A 20,394-nucleotide genomic window follows, 5' to 3' on the forward strand; every position below is an offset into this window, starting at 1 on the left:
GCTTTAATATTTTGAAATGGAATAACTGATGCCTAAACTATAAATACGTGGTGGTGCGGCGTTGTAAGTATCACCATATTGGTTGCTGGTTACCGTAGTCGCATACAGTTTATTGGTTAGGTTAAGCACATTAAACCAAACCCCTGCCCCTTTTAAAACATCCTGCTTAAACTCATAGCCTAAACGCAGGTTATAAGTATCATAGCCGGAATAAGTTTTGGTATTTGCCGGGTTGGTGTAGTATTTATCAATATGCTGCCACTCAGTCGCGATGCGGAAACCGGGCAGGTACAATGGTTTATAGGTAAGCTCCGAATTTGCTATCCATGCAGGGGCGTTGTTCATCCGTTTACCATTATAGTTAATGGTATAGCTTTGGCCGGTTGAATAATTGGTTGCCACCTCGCTGTAATCAATATAGGTGTGCTTTGCATTGGTGCCGCTAAACCTAAAGGTAAGCTCATGCACAGGTGCATAGGTTAATGAATATTCAATACCTCTGTGCCGGGTAGCGCCCGCGTTTTCGTTTTGAGTAGTATTATCCGACAGTAACTGGTTGATGATCTCGTTATGCCCCTCCAGGTCATACAGGCTGATCTCTGCATACAGTTTTCTGTCGAAAGCAGAGAACCAGCCGCCAATTTCGTAATTATCAAAAGTGGCCTGCTTTAAGCTAACCTGCTGGCGCGAACTGTAAAGATCGGTGGTTTCGGGTGGTTGAAAACCTACGCTGTAGTTGGCATAAAAGCCAGAATTGCTACCAAGATCATACGTTAAACCCAGCTTAGGGGCAACTATATTAAAGTTATTGGTTTCCTGTTGTTTGTATTTTGTTTGCCCAACCGGCAGGCCGTTATCAAAATTATAATGCACACGGTCATACCTTAAACCCATTACTATCCTTAATGCTTCGGCAGGTTTTATCTCGTATTGGGTATAAGCAGCGGTGTTAAAAAGTCTGATCTTATACTGATCAATATATTTACCGATATTGGTAAAGCCTGTATAATAGTTATTGGCTACATCCTTTTGAATATCCAGAAATTGCGCGTAATATGAGCTTGGACTATCATCCAAATAAGCGCCAACTATCAGGCGTGAATGCAAAAAATCGAAATCCGATCGGTGCTGGGTAAGTAAACCATAGCTTTGAAATTTCAAGTCATTTACCTGGCCGTTCGAGCTTAGGTAGTTTCCGCCGGCATCGCGCACATCCGAAATATAATAGCTTGGCAATTGCGCGGTTGAGTTATTCCTGAAAAAGGCGGTAAAAAACGTACTGTTCTTATCATCCCACTTATGGTCAACCCGCGAGCTGGCCCTCAGTGCATTTACCTTGCGGTAGGTAAAGCGCTGGTTGCTGCCATAGCTTTTGTTATAAAAATGGGCGCTATCCAAGCTACCCGGCGTTTGCGTATCCAAGTTATTGTACGATGCTTCGGTAGTTAATTTGGTATCGTTATCAAAATCATACGTGGTTTTGATGTTGCCTGAGTATTTATCAAAATCAGAATAATCCTGCCAGCTATCTTTTTGATGGGCAATGTAACCACCCGCATATAAACCAAACTTACCCGATGTAAAACCACCATCGGCATCAACCCTTTTGTAATGATAATTATCGCCCTGAACGGATAGATCACCTGCGTAGCCTGTTGGCGGCCCCTGGGTTATAAAGTTAACAGCTCCGCCGATAGAATTGCTGCCGTATAGCGAAGATGCAGGACCTTTAATAACCTCAATATCCTTTACGCCTGACATGTTGATCTCATACAGCGAATTATGGTTAAAGATCCCTGTTGGGCGAATGGGCAGCCCGTCCTCCATATATAAATACAGTGCATTATACGTTATGGGCTGGCGGATGGCCATGGTGTGCTGCTCGTTACCAAGATTCACCATGTATACACCTGCTACTTTATTTAACAGCTGATACAGGGCGGTTGCTTTAGTATCTTTTATCTGGGTAGCGTTTATTTGAGTAATTGCAATCGGCGCTTCCCGGCGTGCCTGTTTTTCGCGGCTGGCAGTCACTATTACGGGTTGCAGATCAAGCGTTGAAGGCTCCATAACAATGCTTAAGCCTTTGCTGTTTGCAAGGTTTTCCAATTTCATTAGCTTATCGGTATAGCCTATCATTGTAAACTTTAGCTGACGGACACCGGTGATTGAAATTTCAAACTTCCCCGCGGTGTTTGTTTTTGCAAAGGCTTTTGATGTTGTATTACTGCTATCAACATTGCAGATCATCGCACCAGGCAGGGCTTCATGCGTAAGCGCATCAGTAACCGTTCCTTTTATTGTTTGACCAAATGTGAGTGATACGGAAATGGATAAAAATATAATCAGGATTAAATATCGTTTCATATAAACTTTTTGAGGAGCGGGCTCCCCGTTAATGTATTTGTGTGTAATTATGCAGGCATTAAAAGCCGTACACGTTTATTAAAATCACCAAAATCCACAGCCATACCAATCCACTTGTGTAAAGGGATCGACTTTTCGAGCCATAAATAATGATGGATCACAGCAATTATTAAAGCAGCGGCTATCCCATGCAATAAGCACGGGCCGGATGATTTAATAAACTGCAGAAAAGAGGATATTTAACTTAATTGCGGAGGGCGGAACAGCGTTCCGTTAAATTGAGCCAACCCGCCTGGGGGATATGGCGTGTTAATAATGTGAAGCAACTGGTTTTGAAATTTTATTAGCGATGAATTATTGATAGCCGCCTCCTGGAAAAGATTTTTTTGCGACTGGTGTTCATCACTCTTTTCACTTTCCTGTGTTTGTTTAATTTTCTTTTCAAGATAGCATTTACCTTCACAATGCATCCAGGGCTCATCAATGTTTTCACAAAGATTCGCGGCAATATAATTCCTGTTCAGCTCAAAACCAGCGAAGATAAAGAACCTCGAAAAGTTAGCCGCCAGTGTAGAAACTATTATTAGATAGATGACTCCCCGTCGAAGCATACTTAACATCAACAGAATATATTTATTTGAGATCAATGCTTAATTTATTTATATCTGTTTAAAAGAAAAACGCTACCCTTAGCTTCGCAAAAAACGGGGTTCCCGGTGTAAAGCTCATCTGGTCAACAGGGGCGGTTTCATTTCGTAATTGGGTCACTTCCTCGGCCTCAAACTCATTCCATTTGGTGTTCAAAAGGTTTTCAATTGATAAACCCAGTTCATACCGTTTTTGAGTGTAGTTCAGTTTCAAATCAGTAACATAATAGCCATCGGCGGTTAGGGTATAATTTCCGTTGCCAGGCCTTTTGTGCATATAACGATAGCTGATGCCGCCATTAATACCGTTGTTAAATTTAAAATCCAGGCCACCGGTGCTGGTAAAGGTTGGGGCAAGCGGTAAATAGTTTTCGCCATTTGCTTCACCTACCAAGCGTGGTTTAGCCAGGTTCACATTCAAATCAGCAAACAGCCATTTGGCTAACTGATAACGTGCCGAAAGATCAATGCCTTCCCTGCGGGTTTTGCCTCCCGGTTCAATGGTACCATCATCGGTATATACAAATTCCTGTTGCAGGTATAAATACCATAGCGCGGCATTAATATAAAGGTGAGGTACTGGTTTCCAGTTTAATCCCAAATCGGCACCATAAGCAGCAGGCAAGGTTTGTAAACCGCTATTGCCTATCACTGCACGCGCATCATTGGAATGAAAACCTTTGCCCGCTTTTAAATAAAACTGTACCTGCTCATTAGCCGTGTACTGGATGTTTACCTTCGGACTTATTACTGCCTTATTTTGTGTGCTATCGTGAAAATTAAAGTGCAGGTAATCTACTCTTGCACCGGCATTAAACAGCCATTTCCCGGTTTCCAATGTTTCATCAACATAAGCATTCAGGCTATTTTCTTTGATATTGCCCTGGCTTATGGCATCTAAAAACTGGTATTTTTCTGTAACATTACTGTATAATGTTCCATAAGTTCTGTCCATACGGTCGCCGATGCCTAAGGTCGAGATCAATGTAGCATTACCCAAATAACTGCGTTTACTTAGCTTTCCGTTATACCCATATAGGTCTCTTGTTTCATTCTGAAACCTTTCATCGCCATTAACATCATCCTCAGCAAAAAAAGTAGAGTTTACATGGAGCTGAAAGGTATAATGGGTGTAATACAACTGGTTTTCCAATGTCCAGTTGTTTTCCAGGTCGGATGCAAGCTTTACAATAGCATTGGTGCGGGTGCTTTTGCCATTCTGTGCACTGTCAATTGTACCAAAGCGATTGATAGTATTTGCCGCTGCCAGAATTTTAATTGCATTGCCGTTATCGTCAATAGCAGTTGTTCCGGCAGCTACTACCCGCTCTGGGATCTCGCCAGATGGTGTCCAGCTGGTGCTAAAGGTAGATGCGCTGATGGAGAGCTTATTATTCTGACCCAACTGTTTGGTGTATTTGCCAAATAAGTTGAAACGTTTATAATGTTCCGCCAGTTGGAAAGGGCCATTGGTATAATTGTATTCACCGGCTATATAAGCGTTCTCGCCATTTTGTTTGGCTTTGCCGCCAAGCAGATCAACCACTCCTGCAACCCTGTAAGTATCAAATTGGCCACCTTCCAGGCTGATCATGCTTTTATCCAGCGCATCCTTAGTTGTGTAGTTAAGATATCCGGCAGTTGTGAAATCGCCCTTATCGGTATAATATGGCCCTTTGCCAAAATCATAGGAGGCTACTGTTTCGGGGATTAAAAAATGCAGATCAGCATACCCTTGCCCATGTACATGCGATACCATGTTTACCGGCAAACCATCTACAGAAACATTCAGGTCAGTGCCATGGTCGGCATCAAAACCCCTGATAAAGATCTGCTCGGCCTTGCCACCACCCATATGCTGCGCTATGAACAGGCCGGGCACCAGGCGCATCAAATCCTGCGATGAATTTACGGGCCTTAAGTTAAGATCCAAAGCGCTAAGCGTATGGAACGAGTTATTGCTTAAATGCGGAGAGATCACCACCTCGTTAAGGTCGATCTGCCCATGGGTTAAAGCAATAACCAACCTTTGATCTGAGCTTTTAACTTGCACAGATCTTTTTTGATAACCCATATAGGATATGGTTAAAGTAAGCGTATCAGACGTTAAAGAGAGCTGAAAATTTCCCCACTTATTAGTTGCGGCAGATTGTTTGTTTGCATAAACAAATGCGTATTCTATTGGCTGATGAGTAATATTATCAACTACTTTTCCCTTAAAAATATGCTGAGCCATTGCAAGAGGCATAGTAAAAAATGCTGCAGCCAGCAATAACACTTTTTTGAGTGTACGTTTATTCATGTATGTATTAGTATAAAGAAGATTATTTAGCGTTAGATAATGCACCAATAGCCGCTGATTTAAAATCAGTCAAAAAAATTGGAAACAGAACCAGGCAATACAAACCACTACTTTTCCAGTATAGCAAACTGCCTGGCGAATGGATTTGAATAAAAGAAATTATACTAATGATTTGGGTGGACGGAAGATAGCATCAATATAATGGTTTGTATATTGATAGGTGTATTGAGGGAATGAACTTTTATTATCATCTAAAATAACAGGTTCAATAAATGCTAATTTGAAGGGTTCCTGGAAAAAAGAAACTTCCAGTCGGCTAAAATTATCTTTAGCAGCTTCTTTTCTTTCGTTTTCCTGGGCTTGTTTAATTTTTTTTGCGAAGTAGCATTTACCATTACAGTGCAGCCAGGGCTTATCCCGGTTTTCGCAAAGATTTGCGGTAATATAATTCTTGTTCAGCTCAAAACCCGCGAAAATAAAGAACCGCGAGAAGTTAACTGCAAGCAATGAAAAGATGAGAAAATAAGCCGTTAGTTGTTTTAACATGCTGCCGCAAATTTACAGGCTGAAAGCTGAAATGTCAAGCTAATTGCCGTATTTAATAGTACGAGCGAAAAATAGTTATGGTTGTTTTAGCACTGTATTATAGTTTTTGATCTTTTATTGATGATCTAAATACAACTAAAATCAGGCAGGCTTTATTCTATCCTTCTTAATTGTTATTTTTATATCATGACCCTTAATTATCGCATAGCTATTTTGTTATTTGCTCTCTTCGTTTATCTACCTGCAAAGGCAATAATGAAGATTGATACAACCCCTAAAAGAATGATAATGCCTGTTAACAGGATGTCATACCCTACCAATGATTTTCTAATATATTTTAAAGAAGGTATTGTACAGCTTAAACAAGACAGCTTTGAAAAAGGCAGCCGATTGTTGTTAACCGCTGTGCAGCATGCTGAATCGCTAAAAAAGATATATCGTGCTTTTCCTTATTTTGGATTGGAATTGTTTGACCTGATTAAAGATATCAACAGCGGTTTACTATCTCCGGAAGAGAAAAAGCTTGGGTTTTCATTCCTCAAATTAACACTTACACAAGAGATTCCTCCAAATGAAAAATTGCTGGCAGCAGAGTTCAAGCATGCGCCAAATACTATCTTTACCCGGCGCTTAAAAATTTATGTGTTATCTATGAGTAACAGTCCGAAAACGGGCCGGGAACTGGATGAATTATTAAAGGATAAGCCACTGCTCATTACTGCAAACCTTTTAAAGGCCGAATATCTTTACGAAGAAGAAAAGTATGAAGAGAGTATTCATCTTTGTGACAAGATTATTAAGCTATCGCCAGAGTATGCTTATGCATATCATTTACGGGGGAAAAACTTTTCCGGCAGTAACGAGTCTAAAAAAGCCATAGCTGATTTTAAAGAAGCTATCAGGCTGTTCCCCGAAGAAGACGAAACATATTATGACCTCGCCAATGTCCAGGTTGAAACTGATAATTATAGGGATGCGATTGACAACTTTTATAAAATAAAAAGAGTCAATTCTAATTATATTTTATATAGATATAACCTGGCCCGCTGTTATAATGGCCTCAATATGAGAGACAGCGCCCTATATCATATTGATAAGTATATTTTATTATACCCTGATAACTCTTATGGATATAACATTAAAGGAGATATTTATTACGCTAAAGAAGATTATACTACTGCCATAGAAATATATACCCACGCTATCTCACTAAATCCAACAAAAGCATCATTATATGAGGACAGGGGAGATGCTTATTATTATGACAAAAAATACGAGAATGCAATCTCCGATTTTAAAAAATCTGTTTCGCTTGATAAGCACCGCGCTTATACGACCGACAGGATAGGCGACTGTTATTATCAACTTAACGCTTTTGATAAAGCTATTCCTTACCATCAAAAAGCTATCGGGATAGATTCGTCATATAAATATGCATATGTGAGCTTAAACATGGTTTATAATAGAACAGGCAATTATTTAGCAGCAATTGCCAATGCAAAAAAAGCCATTCAAATAGATAGCACTTATAGCAGCGCTTATGGAGATCTTGGTTGGACATATTACCTTACTGGCAATTTTGATGCTTGTATTGAATACTCATACAAAGCTATTAGATACGATGAAACAGCTACCTATGCTATGTTTAATATAGGTTTGGCTACCCTTTGTAAAGGCAATTTTGAAAAGGCAAAAGAAATTTATAGTTACTATGTTACCCGCTGCAAAGAAAAAGACTACAATATTTCGGCGGGAGCCTTTGAAGATTTAAATGACCTTATAAAAAAGGGCAAGTTTGTAACAGAAGCAAGGTATATTTTAGATCACATATTTGAAGCAAAATAATAGTTCTCAGATTAACTTAATGTGCCCTCCCCCGTTCATCCGCATTCCCCGTATCCGCTTTTCCGGTATTTGCTTCCTTGCCAAAGCGGTAGCTCACGGCTAATTGCACAAACCTGTTTAGCTGAAAATTGGTGAACTTTTCGCGGATGCCGTTAACAGTAGTAGTTACAGCGTTTGCACTGCTCCTGAAAGCATCATTAAGATTTAAGCTGATGTTGAGCTTCTTTTGCAAGGCCATAGCACTGAAACCCACATCCAATTTATAATAGGCATCGGCACGGCCAATATGGTCAATCTCCGGAAACTGATACCAGAAGTTTACGGCAGACGCGAATGTTTTATCCTTATTAAAATAAATGGTGTTATTGGTAGCCAAATATAATCCATAACCCTTAATACTGTTGATATATGGCAGATTAGAATGAGCGCTGGTATGGTAAGCCGTTACCTGTTCATTATTATCCAGCCATTCAAAAGGGTGCAGGGTTAAACTCTCTGAGATCCCGACCCTGTAAGTTTTAATAAAGTTGAGTGGAATGGTGTAAACCAGGTTGGTATCTGCGCTGGCAACTGTCACATTATAAAAACCATTATCCGTAATGTTTAAGAACAAGCCCGAGGTAAGGATATTTTTATAGGTATGTGAAAGCTCTATATTGGTATTATACTCCGGCTGCAAAAAAGGATTACCTTCTCCATAACTGTAGGCTGTGTATAATGATTTGAACGGATTTAAATTCCAGAAAACGGGCCTGTTAATCCGTCGGCCAAAAGTTAGGGCAAAGCTATCCGCTGTATCAACCTGGTAGCCTATAAGCACTGACGGAAACAGACGAAAATACTTATTAACGTTAGTAGTATTAAGCGTGTAAGAGTACCCTGTGGTTTGGGTTAACTCGCCCCGTAAACCTGCCTGGTATTTCCATTTTTTCTTTTCACCATCCAAATTAAAATAAGCGGATTGCGTGTTCTCCTTATAGTCAAACTCGTTGCTCAGGTTGGTATTGTACGTGAGGGTATTTACACCCGTTCTGTTATAATAAAAGGCATTGCTGTAGGTATCAATAAAGCTCAGCTTGCCACCAAAGGCCAGCTTGGCAAAAGCGGTAGGTATTTCGGCATCAGCCTTAAAGGTATATACGTTTATGTTTTGTTTGTTATTATCGTGATAGCGCGTGTTGGATGTCGGGATGGCTGATCCATCAGGCAAATATGTATTGCTTTCAAAATCGGAACGGTCTGTTCGATAGTAATTAAAATAATCGGCATTTAACGACAACTTTTTACCGGTGGTATCAAACTTGATAACGCTATGCAGGTTAATGGAATTGCTGATAGCTATGGGGTGATAAGTGGCAAAGGTGCGAAGCGTACTATCCAGTTGGCTGCTTTGATTATAAACCGGGTTATTCACATGGTCTGATCCATCGTAGGTGGTAGTACCGCCAAGGTAATTAAAGCCAATTGTAGCTTTAGGGCTTAGCTTATAATCGAGCCCTAAAACATAGCTATATTCATGTAAGCGATAATTACCGGTATCAGTTTGCTTCCAGGTTTGTTTGGGATAAAATACATCGGTTTCAAAACCTTCCAGCTCATGATCGCCATTAACATTCAGACTGGCATAGGCTGATAGTTTTTTTGAATTATAATTAAGGTTTGCGCTGCTGTTCAGCATCCAGTAATTGCTGGTGCCAAAAACATTTGCCGGGCTGTGCAGCCATTGCTTATCGCTTAATTGCACATTGCCTGATAAACCTTGTTTTTTGCTTTGCTTGGTAGTGATATTAATAAGGCCTGCATTTCCTTCTGCATCATAACTGGCAGACGGATTTTTGATCAGCTCGATCTTCGAGATTTGGTTAGCCGACATGGATTTTAAAAATCGTGTAAGGTCCTCCCCTGCTAATTGTATCAGCCTGTCGTTCACCATTACGCGTACCATGCCCTTACCGGCAATACTAATCTCGTTGTTATTAACCCGTATCCCAGGCACTTTGCTTAAAGCAGCAAGTGCATCCCCTCCATTTGCCGTAATACTTGATGATACATTGTAAACCAGTTTCTCGGTATTATTTTCTATCACAGGCTTGCTGCTGGTAATAGTTACCTCGCTTAGCTGCGTATTGGTTATTGCTAAAATTATATTTACAGCAGTATCGCGGGTTAGGGTAAGTTTAAGTTGCGCGGGCACATAGCCCAAAACCGAGGTACTTACCAAATATTTGCCGGCAGTTAAGTTATTAAAGCTAAAATGGCCGGTGCTATCCGCTTGTAAATTTTTGTCACTGTTATTATCCAAACCCTTCAGATTAACAGGTGCAAAACCAACAGGGCGTTTTGCAAGGGTATTAATGGTTCCGCCAAGTTTTAGTTGGGCTGATAAATTACTGTATATAAGTATAAAGAGGATAGAAGTAAAAATGTATTTCAAAACTATTATTTAAGAATTTAAGAACGATGAAATTACCGAAGGGGATGTAATTCCGATGAATTGGTTATTGCCCAAATATATAAAATCTGTTAAACCTGTAAGGTAATAATGCCGATAACTTTATGATGAATTTTATATATTTAGCAAATAAACCACACATTATGAAATTTAAACCTGTAGCTTTCTTATCACTATCAGCAGTTGCTTTTTTAATGGCCTGTAACAACCCGGCCGAAAAAAAGGAGCCTGTAGCAACTAATCCTATTATCGGTACCTGGCACCTGGTATCGGGCGCTACCATTTCCAAAGGACAGAGCCAGGCTAACAGCTATCCAAAAGATCAGGAAATGATAAAAGTGATCAATGAAACACATTTTGCCTTTTTAAACCATATAATAAATACTGCCAAAGATTCATCAAACAAATTTGATGCAGGCGGCGGCCGCTACACTTTAAAAGGCGACCAGTACACCGAACACCTTGATTATTATAAAGACAAAGCCTGGGAAGGCAAACCGTTTACCTTTACCATTACCTTTAGTGGCGATACGCTGATTCAAAAGGGAGTTGAAAAAGTTGAAGGTACCGGGATTGACAGAATTGTAATTGAGAAATATTTGAAGGTGAAATAACAGGAAAAATAGAATCAGGAGTTAAGAGCCAGGAATTAAGAAAATACTTTTATACTATCATTTTTTGTAGACATTTTTTTAGAGATCAGCTGTCACAGGGTGATCTCCTGCATAAAAAAAATTAATCTCCGGCTATTGTAATACACATCTTACAGAGATGCTATTACTTTTTACGTAACTTCATTAATATTTTACTGGTTACCAAACTAGTGTCGCCTCAATTATGAATTGCAATTAGTCTTAAGTTCTAAGTCGGGAAAAGACAAACTGTGACAAGCCTTAAAACTGTTTACTTGACACTATATTAAACCAATTTACTTGTTCTTGTTAGCACGGCTGTTTGTGCCGGACAGCAGCTTTGATTTCGGGATCATAACCCATTAAACTATAAACATCTATGGAAGAATCACGTCGTAAATTTATCAGGCAGGCCGCGTTGGCCGGGGCTGGGGTATTGCTGGCCAAAAACAGCTGGAGCGCTAAAAGTTACAAACGCATCATCGGCGCTAACGATAGGGTGAGGGTTGGTGTTGTCGGATTTTCCGACAGGCACAGAAGCTCGCATATTCCCAGCTTTATGAACCACTGCAAAGAACTTAATTTTGAAGTGGTTGGGGTGTCAGACATTTGGAAAAGACGCAGGGAAGAGGGTGCATCTATCTGGAAAGAAAAGATGCAAAATGATGTAAGGGCATTTCGCAATAACGAAGAATTATACGAGAGCAAAACAGTTGATGCTGTATTTATCAGCACTGCCGATTTTCAGCATGCCCGCCATGCCATTGAAGCAGTAAAGGCTGGCTGCGATGCATACGTTGAAAAGCCATTTGCTGAAACCATGGAAGATAACCGTGCAGCTCTTAAAGCAGTTAAAGAGTCGGGTAAAATTGTGCAGATAGGTTCGCAGCGCAGAAGCGGCGCCAATTATCACGCCGCTAATGGCTTTATCCGCTCAGGCAAATTTGGCCCTATTACTATGGTTGAGCTTACCTGGAACGTTAACCAACCTGGACGCTGGCGCCGACCTGAACTGTTAAGCGTTTTAAAAGAAGCTGATACCGACTGGAAACGTTTTATTATGAACCGCCCGTACGAGCCATTTGATCCGCGTATATACCTGGAATACCGATTGTTCTGGCCATACTCATCAGGCCTGCCCGGACAGTGGATGAGCCACCAAATTGATACTGTACACTGGTTTACCGGGCTTAAACATCCCCGTAGTGTTGTTGCCAACGGCGGTATATATATGTGGAAAGATGGACGCAGGAACTGGGATACTATTTTAGCAGCCTTTGATTATGGCCCGCTGGATGATCCCTCTACAGGCTTCCAGGTTACTTTTGGTTCGCGCATGCACAATGGCGACGAGCATCCGGCAGAGATCTATTATTCAAACGGTGGCGAGTTAAATCTTAACACCAATACAGTTTCGCCAACCGGCGGCTTAACCCAAAAAATGGCTGCAGCCATGAATATGCAAGCCAACCTGTTGCCTGAAGTTAGCCTGGCAAATACCGAAAAGGTAATAGCTTCGGCCAACACTGGTGGCGATGTACTTACATCAAATCATGTACGCAACTGGATGGAATGTGTACGCAGTCGTAAACAACCAAATGCGCCTGTTGAAGCAGGGTATAGCCATTCCATAGCAAACATTATGACCAACGCTGCTGTACATACCGGTTATAAGGCCACTTTCGATGAGAAAACACAGGAAGTAATGGCAAATGGTAAAATATTTAAATATTCATAACCATGATAACCAGTTTCATAAAATTGGGATTTGCCATGGCGATTATTACGCTACCTGTAATAGCGGTAGCTCAGAAAAGCGAGCCGGTAAAAGTGGTGAGATCAGCAACAGAAAATAAAGTCGATATTTCTATCGGGGGTAAGTTGTTTACCACTTTCCTTTACCCCGACAGCCTGGAAAAGCCTGTATTATACCCGTTGTATGCCGCTAATGGTACCATTGTTACCCGTGGTTTCCCGCTTAATCCAAAACCAGGGGAACCAACAGACCATCCGCATCATATGGGCCTTTGGTTTAATTTTGAAAACCTGAACGGCCTTGACTTCTGGAACAACTCGTACGCAATACCTGCAAACAAAAAGAGCTTGTACGGATGGATCCGTACCGATAAAATATTGAAGGCAACCGGTGGAAAAACGGGCATATTAGCCTATCATGCTAACTGGACAAACCAGCAAAAGGATATAATTTTAGAAGAAACTACCCGCTTTGAATTTAGCGGGAACAAAAACCAGCGTATAATTGACCGGGTTACTACTTTAAAAGCAAATGTTGATGCAGTTTTTAAAGACGCTAAAGACGGAATGCTAGGTTTGCGGTTGGCACATGAACTGCAAATGCCAACTACAGAAGACCAGAAATTTACCGATAACAAAGGCAATGTGACTGTAGTTAAAGGTGGTACTGACCATTTAGCTAACGGCAATTATATAACAAGTGCAGGTAAAACAGGCAACGATGCATGGAGCAGTCGCGGGGTTTGGTGCAAAGTTTATGGCAAAATGGGAACGGATTCGGTAAGTATAGCGATAATTGATCATCCTAAAAATCCTAACTACCCTACGTTTTGGCATGCCCGGGGATACGGTTTATTTGCAGCCAATCCGCTTGGCGAAAAGATTTTTACCAATGGAAAATCGGAAAAAAATTTAAGTTTGAAAAAAGGGGAATCAGTTACCTTTAGGTATAGGATTGTTATTAACGATGGTGAAAGGACTATGGATGTGAATGAGCTTAATAAACTTGCAAAAGCATTTGGGAACAGTAATTAACGTATTTGAATTACAATTTTATCCCTGATTCGTGTCTGCATTATATTTCAGAAGCAAAGGAAAGCTGTGGTCGAGAGCTAGTATTGGCTACCTTATTATTATTTTATTTATAGCGTCGCCAATATTATCGGCAGCGATAGCCGGAATTATTGCTAACGGTCACGGATGTTAGCTCAATGAAGGTAATGTGCACCCATGCATAATAGGCGGAGTCGACTATGGTGGCTTTTTGTATAATTTGGGTGTATTTGGCTGGTTCTCTTTGTGCTCAATTCCATTGGGAATAGTAGGATTTGTAGTATGGACAAAAAAGTGAGAGACGGCATTCAGTTTCTTGACCAAGGTACCTGGTATGCCCTGGCCGATCTCGAAAACTTAACAGCCAACGAGTTTGATAGACGCATTTACCTGGAAGCCGAAGTTGATGATGAAGGAAAAAGAAAGCGGCTACAGATATTCTTTAAAGAGTTATTAAAGGGAGCACCCTTAGCGCCATTTTCGGTGCAAAAGGGTTATAAAACAAGAAACCCCTTCATCGTTAGATGAAAGGGACTTGATAAGATTTGGCACCGACCTACTCTCCCACATTTTACTGCAGTACCATCGGCTCTGGCGGGCTTAACTTCTCTGTTCGGAATGGGAAGAGGTGGACACCGCCGATATAGGCACCTGAATTTCTTTTAGTCATTGGTCATTGTGTCATTAGTCATTTGATTTGACTGATGGCTATAACCGCTAACTTAATATCTTTTTTTTGTTCCTGATCTTATTGTCTGCTTGCTTAGTCCAATGACTAATGACAAGTGACTAATGACCACAAACTTAAACATAATTGAAAGAAGCAAATAAATTGAGAAAACAACAGTTTTAGTGTTCGGTTCATTAGTACTTATTCTTCGTTTACCGGTATTGCTACCAATGAACTAATGAACCAGTGACTAATGAACCATAATTACCTGCTATGAGAAAGCTTCGGGCGATTAGTATTACTTGGCTATGATGTCACCACCTTTATACCTGTAACCTATCAACGTAGTAGTCTGCTACGACCCTCAATGGAAGTCTCATCTTGTGGCTAGTTTCGCACTTAGATGCTTTCAGCGCTTATCTATTCCGAACGTAGCTACTCTGCAATACAGCTGGCGCCATAACAGATTCACCAGTGGTTCGTCCAACCCGGTCCTCTCGTACTAAGGTCAGCCCCACTCAAACTTCCTGCGCCCACAACAGATAGGGACCGAACTGTCTCGCGACGTTCTGAACCCAGCTCGCGTGCCACTTTAATGAGCGAACAGCTCAACCCTTGGGACCTTCTCCAGCCCCAGGATGTGACGAGCCGACATCGAGGTGCCAAACCTCCCCGTCGATATGAGCTCTTGGGGGAGATCAGCCTGTTATCCCCAGCGTACCTTTTATCCTTTGAGCGATGGCCCTTCCATGCAGAACCACCGGATCACTATATCCGTCTTTCGACCCTGCTCGGCTTGTCTGCCTCACAGTCAAGCAAGCTTATGCTATTGCACTCCTCATACGGTTACCAAGCGTATTGAGCTTACCTTTGAAAGCCTCCGTTACCTTTTTGGAGGCGACCACCCCAGTCAAACTACCCGCCAAACAATGTCCTCCGCATTACGGAGTTAGACACCAGATACAGAAAGGGTGGTATTTCAACGTTGACTAACATACTCCTAGCGAAGCATGATCACAGTCTCCCACCTATCCTACACATCCTGTAGCCGATTTCAATGTTAAGTTGTAGTGAAGGTGCATGGGGTCTTTCCGTCCCGTTGCGGGTAACCGGCGTCTTCACCGATACCACAATTTCACCGAGCTCATGGCTGAGACAGCGCCCAGATCGTTACACCATTCGTGCAGGTCGGAACTTACCCGACAAGGAATTTCGCTACCTTAGGACCGTTATAGTTACGGCCGCCGTTTACCGGGGCTTCGATTCAATGCTTCGGTTTAACCCTAACATCCCCTCTTAACCTTCCGGCACCGGGCAGGTGTCAGGCCATATACGTCATCTTTCGATTTTGCATAGCCATGTGTTTTTGTTAAACAGTCGCCTGGGCCTTTTCACTGCGGCTGATATTGCTACCAGCGCCCCTTCTCCCGAAGTTACAGGGCCATTTTGCCGAGTTCCTTAGCCATGATTCACTCGAGCACCTTAGGATTCTCTCCTCGACTACCTGTGTCGGTTTACGGTACGGGTTTTTATAACCTGAAGCTTAGCGGGTTTTCTTGGAAGTCTGATTACCTGAACTATCACATCCCCCGAAGGTTCTGCGTACTATCAGCTTTCAGCATGGTCTGCGTACTTTACTACAGTCCATATACCTACGGCCTTTAACGAACTATTCCGTCAGTTCGCGTCAGTGTCACTACTCCGTCACCGCATCGCAGTTATAAAAAGTACTGGAATATTAACCAGTTGTCCATCGGCTACGCCCTTCGGCTTCACCTTAGGCCCCGACTAACCCTGATCCGATTAGCGTTGATCAGGAAACCTTAGTCTTTCGGTGGGCGGGTTTCTCTCCCGCCTTATCGTTACTTATGCCTACATTTGCTTTTCTAAGCCCTCCACAGTCAGTTACCTTCCTGCTTCACCGGAATTTAGAATGCTCCCCTACCAGTATACATTGCTGCATAATCCATAGCTTCGGTATACCACTTGATGCCCGTTTATTATCCATGCCCGATCGCTCGACTAGTGAGCTGTTACGCACTCTTTAAATGAATGGCTGCTTCCAAGCCAACATCCTAGCTGTCTGTGCAATCGGACCTCGTTAGTTCAACTTAGTGGTAATTTAGGGACCTTAGCTGATGGTCTGGGTTCTTTCCCTCTCGGCCCTGGACCTTAGCACCCAGAGCCTCACTCCAGCGTATATTATTAAGCATTCGGAGTTTATCTGGATTTGGTAGGATTTGACTCCCCCGCACCCAATTAGTAGCTCTACCTCTTAATAACTCAACCGCCAGGCTGTTCCTAAAAACATTTCGGGGAGTACGAGCTATTTCCCAGTTTGATTAGCCTTTCACCCCTACCCACAGATCATCCGGAAACTTTTCAACGTTTATCGGTTCGGTCCTCCAGTACCTGTTACGGCACCTTCAACCTGTCCATGGGTAGATCACAAGGTTTCGCGTCTACCTCCCCTGACTATACGCCCTATTCAGACTCGCTTTCGCTTCGGATCCGTGTCTTAAACACTTAACCTTGCCAGGAAAGAGTAACTCGTAGGCTCATTATGCAAAAGGCACGCCGTCACGGATCAAGTCCGCTCCGACCGCTTGTAAGTACACGGTTTCAGGTTCTATTTCACTCCCCTGTTCGGGGTTCTTTTCACCTTTCCCTCACGGTACTGGTTCACTATCGGTCTCTCAGGAGTATTTAGCCTTACCGGATGGTGCCGGCAAATTCCCACAAGGCGTCTCCGACCTCGCGGTACTCAGGATACCACTATTCCATTATCTATTACCCGTACGCAGCTCTCATGCTCTATGGCCGGGTTTCCCACCCCGTTCCGGTTTTATTTAATGTTCATGTTGTGGTCCTATAACCCCGGTTATGCCGTAACATAGCCGGTTTGGGCTTCTTCCCTTTCGCTCGCCACTACTCAGGAAATCACTGTTGTTTTCTCTTCCTCTGCTTACTTAGATGTTTCAGTTCAGCAGGTTCGCGCATTTATGCAACTATTCTTCAAATAGTTAGGTTTCCCCATTCGGAAATCTGCGGATCAATTCATATTTGCTGATCCCCGCAGCTTATCGCAGCTTATCACGTCCTTCATCGCCTCTGAGAGCCAAGGCATCCCCCGTGTACCCTTTCTTACTTTCTTCTACTATACCGCCTTTTGCTCGGTATGTATGCTTTTTTGATTCTTGTTGCGTTCATTAGCTCACTCGTTCATTGGTTCATTAGTATTGCTACCTCTTTACCTTTAATCTTTGTAAACTTTTGAAGCCTCAACAGTCCTCTTCTGTTGTTTTCTCTTTTAATTTACTTCTTCCAATATGTCAAAGAACTTTTACCCCGGTCTTCCATTGCGGATCGCCTTTTTCATTATCCATGCCTTGGTAGGCAAATGGTGGGTTCGTGGAGAATAACGGATTCGAACCGTTGACCCCCTGCGTGCAAGGCAGGTGCTCTAGCCAGCTGAGCTAATCCCCCTTTGGATGAGTTAATTAGTGACTAGTTAATTAGTGATTAGTTAACTAGTGATTAGTTGTTTCCTCCTAATCGCTGATCTCTAACCTCTGATCTCTATTTCCCTAACGCCTCGCAGCTTTGCTGCGCCGTAGTCCCGAGCAGATTTGAACTGCTGACCCCTACATTATCAGTGTAGTGCTCTAACCAAGCTGAGCTACAGGACTGTTTGTTATTTCGGATTTCAGATTTTCGATTTCGGATTTAACAATCGTTTTCTCGTAAATCGTAAACCGTAATTTCTTACAATCTCGCCGCCCACTTGACTGTCACCTTACTAATGGCTTCATCTTTTGGGTTTTCCTTTTGTTTCGTTTTAATTAGTGAAGGACTGATGTAGTGAATTAGCGATTGATTTAGTTTCTCAACCCAATCAACCATTCAACTTAATCAACCTAATCAACTAATATATAAGAACCTGGTCATGTAGCTAAACAGCTTTCGCTATTACGCTTATAAGAGAGAGATTTGTGGATACTGCTCCAGAAAGGAGGTATTCCAGCCACACCTTCCGGTACGGCTACCTTGTTACGACTTAGCCCCAGTTACCGACTTTACCCTAGGACGCTCCTTGCGGTTACGCACTTCAGGCACTTCCAGCTTCCATGGCTTGACGGGCGGTGTGTACAAGGCCCGGGAACGTATTCACCGCAGCATTGCTGATCTGCGATTACTAGCGAATCCAACTTCACGGGGTCGAGTTGCAGACCCCGATCCGAACTGTGAACAGCTTTTTGAGATTGGCATCCTGTTGCCAGGTAGCTGCCCTCTGTACTGCCCATTGTAGCACGTGTGTAGCCCCGGACGTAAGGGCCATGATGACTTGACGTCGTCCCCTCCTTCCTCTCTATTTGCATAGGCAGTCTGTTTAGAGTCCCCACCTTAACGTGCTGGCAACTAAACATAGGGGTTGCGCTCGTTGCGGGACTTAACCCAACACCTCACGGCACGAGCTGACGACAGCCATGCAGCACCTAGTTTCGTGTCCCGAAGGACTGATACGTCTCTGTATCATTCACTAACTTTCAAGCCCGGGTAAGGTTCCTCGCGTATCATCGAATTAAACCACATGCTCCTCCGCTTGTGCGGGCCCCCGTCAATTCCTTTGAGTTTCACCCTTGCGGGCGTACTCCCCAGGTGGAATACTTAACGCTTTCGCTTTGACGCTAACTGTATATCGCTAACATCGAGTATTCATCGTTTAGGGCGTGGACTACCAGGGTATCTAATCCTGTTTGATCCCCACGCTTTCGTGCCTCAGCGTCAATCATACCATAGTAAGCTGCCTTCGCAATTGGTGTTCTGTGACATATCTATGCATTTCACCGCTACTTGTCACATTCCGCCTACCTCTAGTACATTCAAGCCCATCAGTATCAAGGGCACTGCGATAGTTGAGCTACCGTCTTTCACCCCTGACTTAACAGGCCGCCTACGCACCCTTTAAACCCAATAAATCCGGATAACGCTTGGATCCTCCGTATTACCGCGGCTGCTGGCACGGAGTTAGCCGATCCTTATTCTTACCGTACATTCAGCACAATTCACGAACTGTGGTTTATTCCGGTACAAAAGCAGTTTACAACCCGTAGGGCCGTCTTCCTGCACGCGGCATGGCTGGTTCAGGCTTGCGCCCATTGACCAATATTCCTTACTGCTGCCTCCCGTAGGAGTCTGGTCCGTGTCTCAGTACCAGTGTGGGGGGTCATCCTCTCAGATCCCCTAAACATCGTAGCCTTGGTAAGCCATTACCTTACCAACTAGCTAATGTTCCGCATGCCCATCCTTATCCTATAAATATTTGATGAAATCACAATGCTGTGTCTTCATATTATGCGGGCTTAATCTCTCTTTCGAGAGGCTATCCCCCTGATAAGGGTAGGTTACATACGTGTTACGCACCCGTGCGCCACTCTCATGGAAAGCAAGCTCTCCAATCCCGTCCGACTTGCATGTATTAGGCCTGCCGCTAGCGTTCATCCTGAGCCAGGATCAAACTCTCCATTGTAAAATGTTTTGTTTGTTCACTGACCCTATTATTAATAATAGAATCTGTAAAATTTCGTGCCCGGTGGAGTTCGTCGTTTGAATCGCTTCTCTCTTCTATTCCGATCCGTTCACTGTTGTATCTTTATACAGTATCCCTTTTCTCTCTTTGTTTCGTAACAGTGATCTACCGTTACGCTACATGATTATCCAGTATCTTATAAGAACTTTTACGCCTTTCTGTCTCAGTCAGGCTATATGTTTTTCTGGTTGTTACGCCGTCTAACTTTCATTTTTTATTGATCCGGAAATCGCTTCCTTCTCCCTTTTTGTTTCGGAAATTTCTTTCCTTTTTTTTAGCTTTCTTTTCCGGAATCGCTCCCCTCTTTTCTCAGCTTCCGACGCTCTTCCGTTTCCGGCTTCCTTTCGTTTTTTCGCCCCTTTCTTTTGGGACTGCAAAGGTATGAACCTTTTTTAAACTTGCAAACTTTATTTTTTTTATTTTTTGTTTGCCTCTTTTCCCCGCTTCCCCTCTCTTTTATCTCCCTCGTTTGCGGGCTGCAAAGATGTGACTTTTTTTTCTTCCTGTCAAGCCTTTTTTTAACTTATTTTTTAGC

Annotated in this window: 10 protein-coding genes, 2 tRNA genes and 3 rRNA genes; 5 read left to right on the forward strand and 10 right to left on the reverse strand. The window is 42.6% G+C overall.

What is annotated here, in order from left to right; all coding sequences use genetic code 11:
- Positions 1 to 3 precede the first annotated feature (3 nt).
- From BUE31_RS29765 to BUE31_RS29780, 4 genes are all read right to left on the reverse strand, one after another.
- Entirely contained in the window at positions 4 to 2,367 is a 2,364-nt protein-coding gene (locus BUE31_RS29765; RefSeq protein WP_073407575.1) for a TonB-dependent receptor, read from the reverse strand.
- Between the two features lie 239 nt (positions 2,368 to 2,606).
- On the reverse strand, positions 2,607 to 2,987 hold the full coding sequence (locus BUE31_RS29770) for a hypothetical protein (protein ID WP_083620518.1): 381 nt from the start codon (positions 2,985 to 2,987) through the stop codon (positions 2,607 to 2,609).
- Between the two features lie 49 nt (positions 2,988 to 3,036).
- On the reverse strand, positions 3,037 to 5,316 hold the full coding sequence (locus BUE31_RS29775; protein ID WP_073407576.1) for a TonB-dependent receptor: 2,280 nt from the start codon (positions 5,314 to 5,316) through the stop codon (positions 3,037 to 3,039).
- 159 nt (positions 5,317 to 5,475) lie between these two features.
- A complete protein-coding gene (locus BUE31_RS29780; protein ID WP_073407577.1) occupies positions 5,476 to 5,862 on the reverse strand; it encodes a hypothetical protein in 387 nt (128 codons plus the stop codon).
- A 186-nt stretch (positions 5,863 to 6,048) separates the two neighbouring features.
- Here BUE31_RS29780 and BUE31_RS29785 point away from each other — a divergent pair, with 186 nt between their 5' ends.
- Positions 6,049 to 7,707, forward strand: coding sequence for a tetratricopeptide repeat protein (locus BUE31_RS29785; protein WP_083620520.1), 1,659 nt, complete (start codon positions 6,049 to 6,051; stop codon positions 7,705 to 7,707).
- Positions 7,708 to 7,723: 16 nt separating this feature from the next.
- Here BUE31_RS29785 and BUE31_RS29790 read toward each other — a convergent pair whose 3' ends face one another.
- Complete coding sequence (locus tag BUE31_RS29790; RefSeq protein ID WP_073407579.1) at positions 7,724 to 10,141, reverse strand: TonB-dependent receptor; 2,418 nt, start codon at positions 10,139 to 10,141, stop codon at positions 7,724 to 7,726.
- 161 nt (positions 10,142 to 10,302) lie between these two features.
- Here BUE31_RS29790 and BUE31_RS29795 point away from each other — a divergent pair, with 161 nt between their 5' ends.
- From BUE31_RS29795 to BUE31_RS29810, 4 genes are all read left to right on the forward strand, one after another.
- Complete coding sequence (locus BUE31_RS29795) at positions 10,303 to 10,773, forward strand: hypothetical protein (protein WP_073407587.1); 471 nt, start codon at positions 10,303 to 10,305, stop codon at positions 10,771 to 10,773.
- A gap of 397 nt (positions 10,774 to 11,170) precedes the next feature.
- A complete protein-coding gene (locus BUE31_RS29800; protein WP_073407580.1) occupies positions 11,171 to 12,529 on the forward strand; it encodes a Gfo/Idh/MocA family protein in 1,359 nt (452 codons plus the stop codon).
- A 2-nt stretch (positions 12,530 to 12,531) separates the two neighbouring features.
- A complete protein-coding gene (locus tag BUE31_RS29805) occupies positions 12,532 to 13,581 on the forward strand; it encodes a DUF6807 domain-containing protein (RefSeq protein WP_083620523.1) in 1,050 nt (349 codons plus the stop codon).
- 300 nt (positions 13,582 to 13,881) lie between these two features.
- The gene (locus BUE31_RS29810) at positions 13,882 to 14,127 is read left to right on the forward strand and encodes a hypothetical protein (protein ID WP_073407581.1); all 246 of its coding nucleotides are present in this window, start codon (positions 13,882 to 13,884) and stop codon (positions 14,125 to 14,127) included.
- 15 nt (positions 14,128 to 14,142) lie between these two features.
- Here BUE31_RS29810 and rrf read toward each other — a convergent pair.
- The 5 genes from rrf to BUE31_RS29835 form a co-directional block, all read right to left on the reverse strand.
- Positions 14,143 to 14,254: ribosomal RNA gene (gene rrf, locus BUE31_RS29815) — 5S ribosomal RNA — on the reverse strand.
- Positions 14,255 to 14,542: 288 nt separating this feature from the next.
- Positions 14,543 to 17,423, reverse strand: a 23S ribosomal RNA gene (locus BUE31_RS29820).
- A 258-nt stretch (positions 17,424 to 17,681) separates the two neighbouring features.
- A tRNA-Ala gene (locus BUE31_RS29825) sits at positions 17,682 to 17,755 on the reverse strand.
- Between the two features lie 128 nt (positions 17,756 to 17,883).
- Positions 17,884 to 17,958: transfer RNA gene (locus BUE31_RS29830), tRNA-Ile, on the reverse strand.
- A 319-nt stretch (positions 17,959 to 18,277) separates the two neighbouring features.
- Positions 18,278 to 19,799, reverse strand: a 16S ribosomal RNA gene (locus tag BUE31_RS29835).
- The 16S, 23S and 5S rRNA genes sit together here with 2 tRNA genes alongside, the layout of an rRNA operon.
- Positions 19,800 to 20,394 lie beyond the last annotated feature (595 nt).

It is taken from the genome of Mucilaginibacter sp. OK098, assembly GCF_900142915.1.
In the GTDB taxonomy this organism is placed as follows: Bacteria; Bacteroidota; Bacteroidia; order Sphingobacteriales; family Sphingobacteriaceae; genus Mucilaginibacter.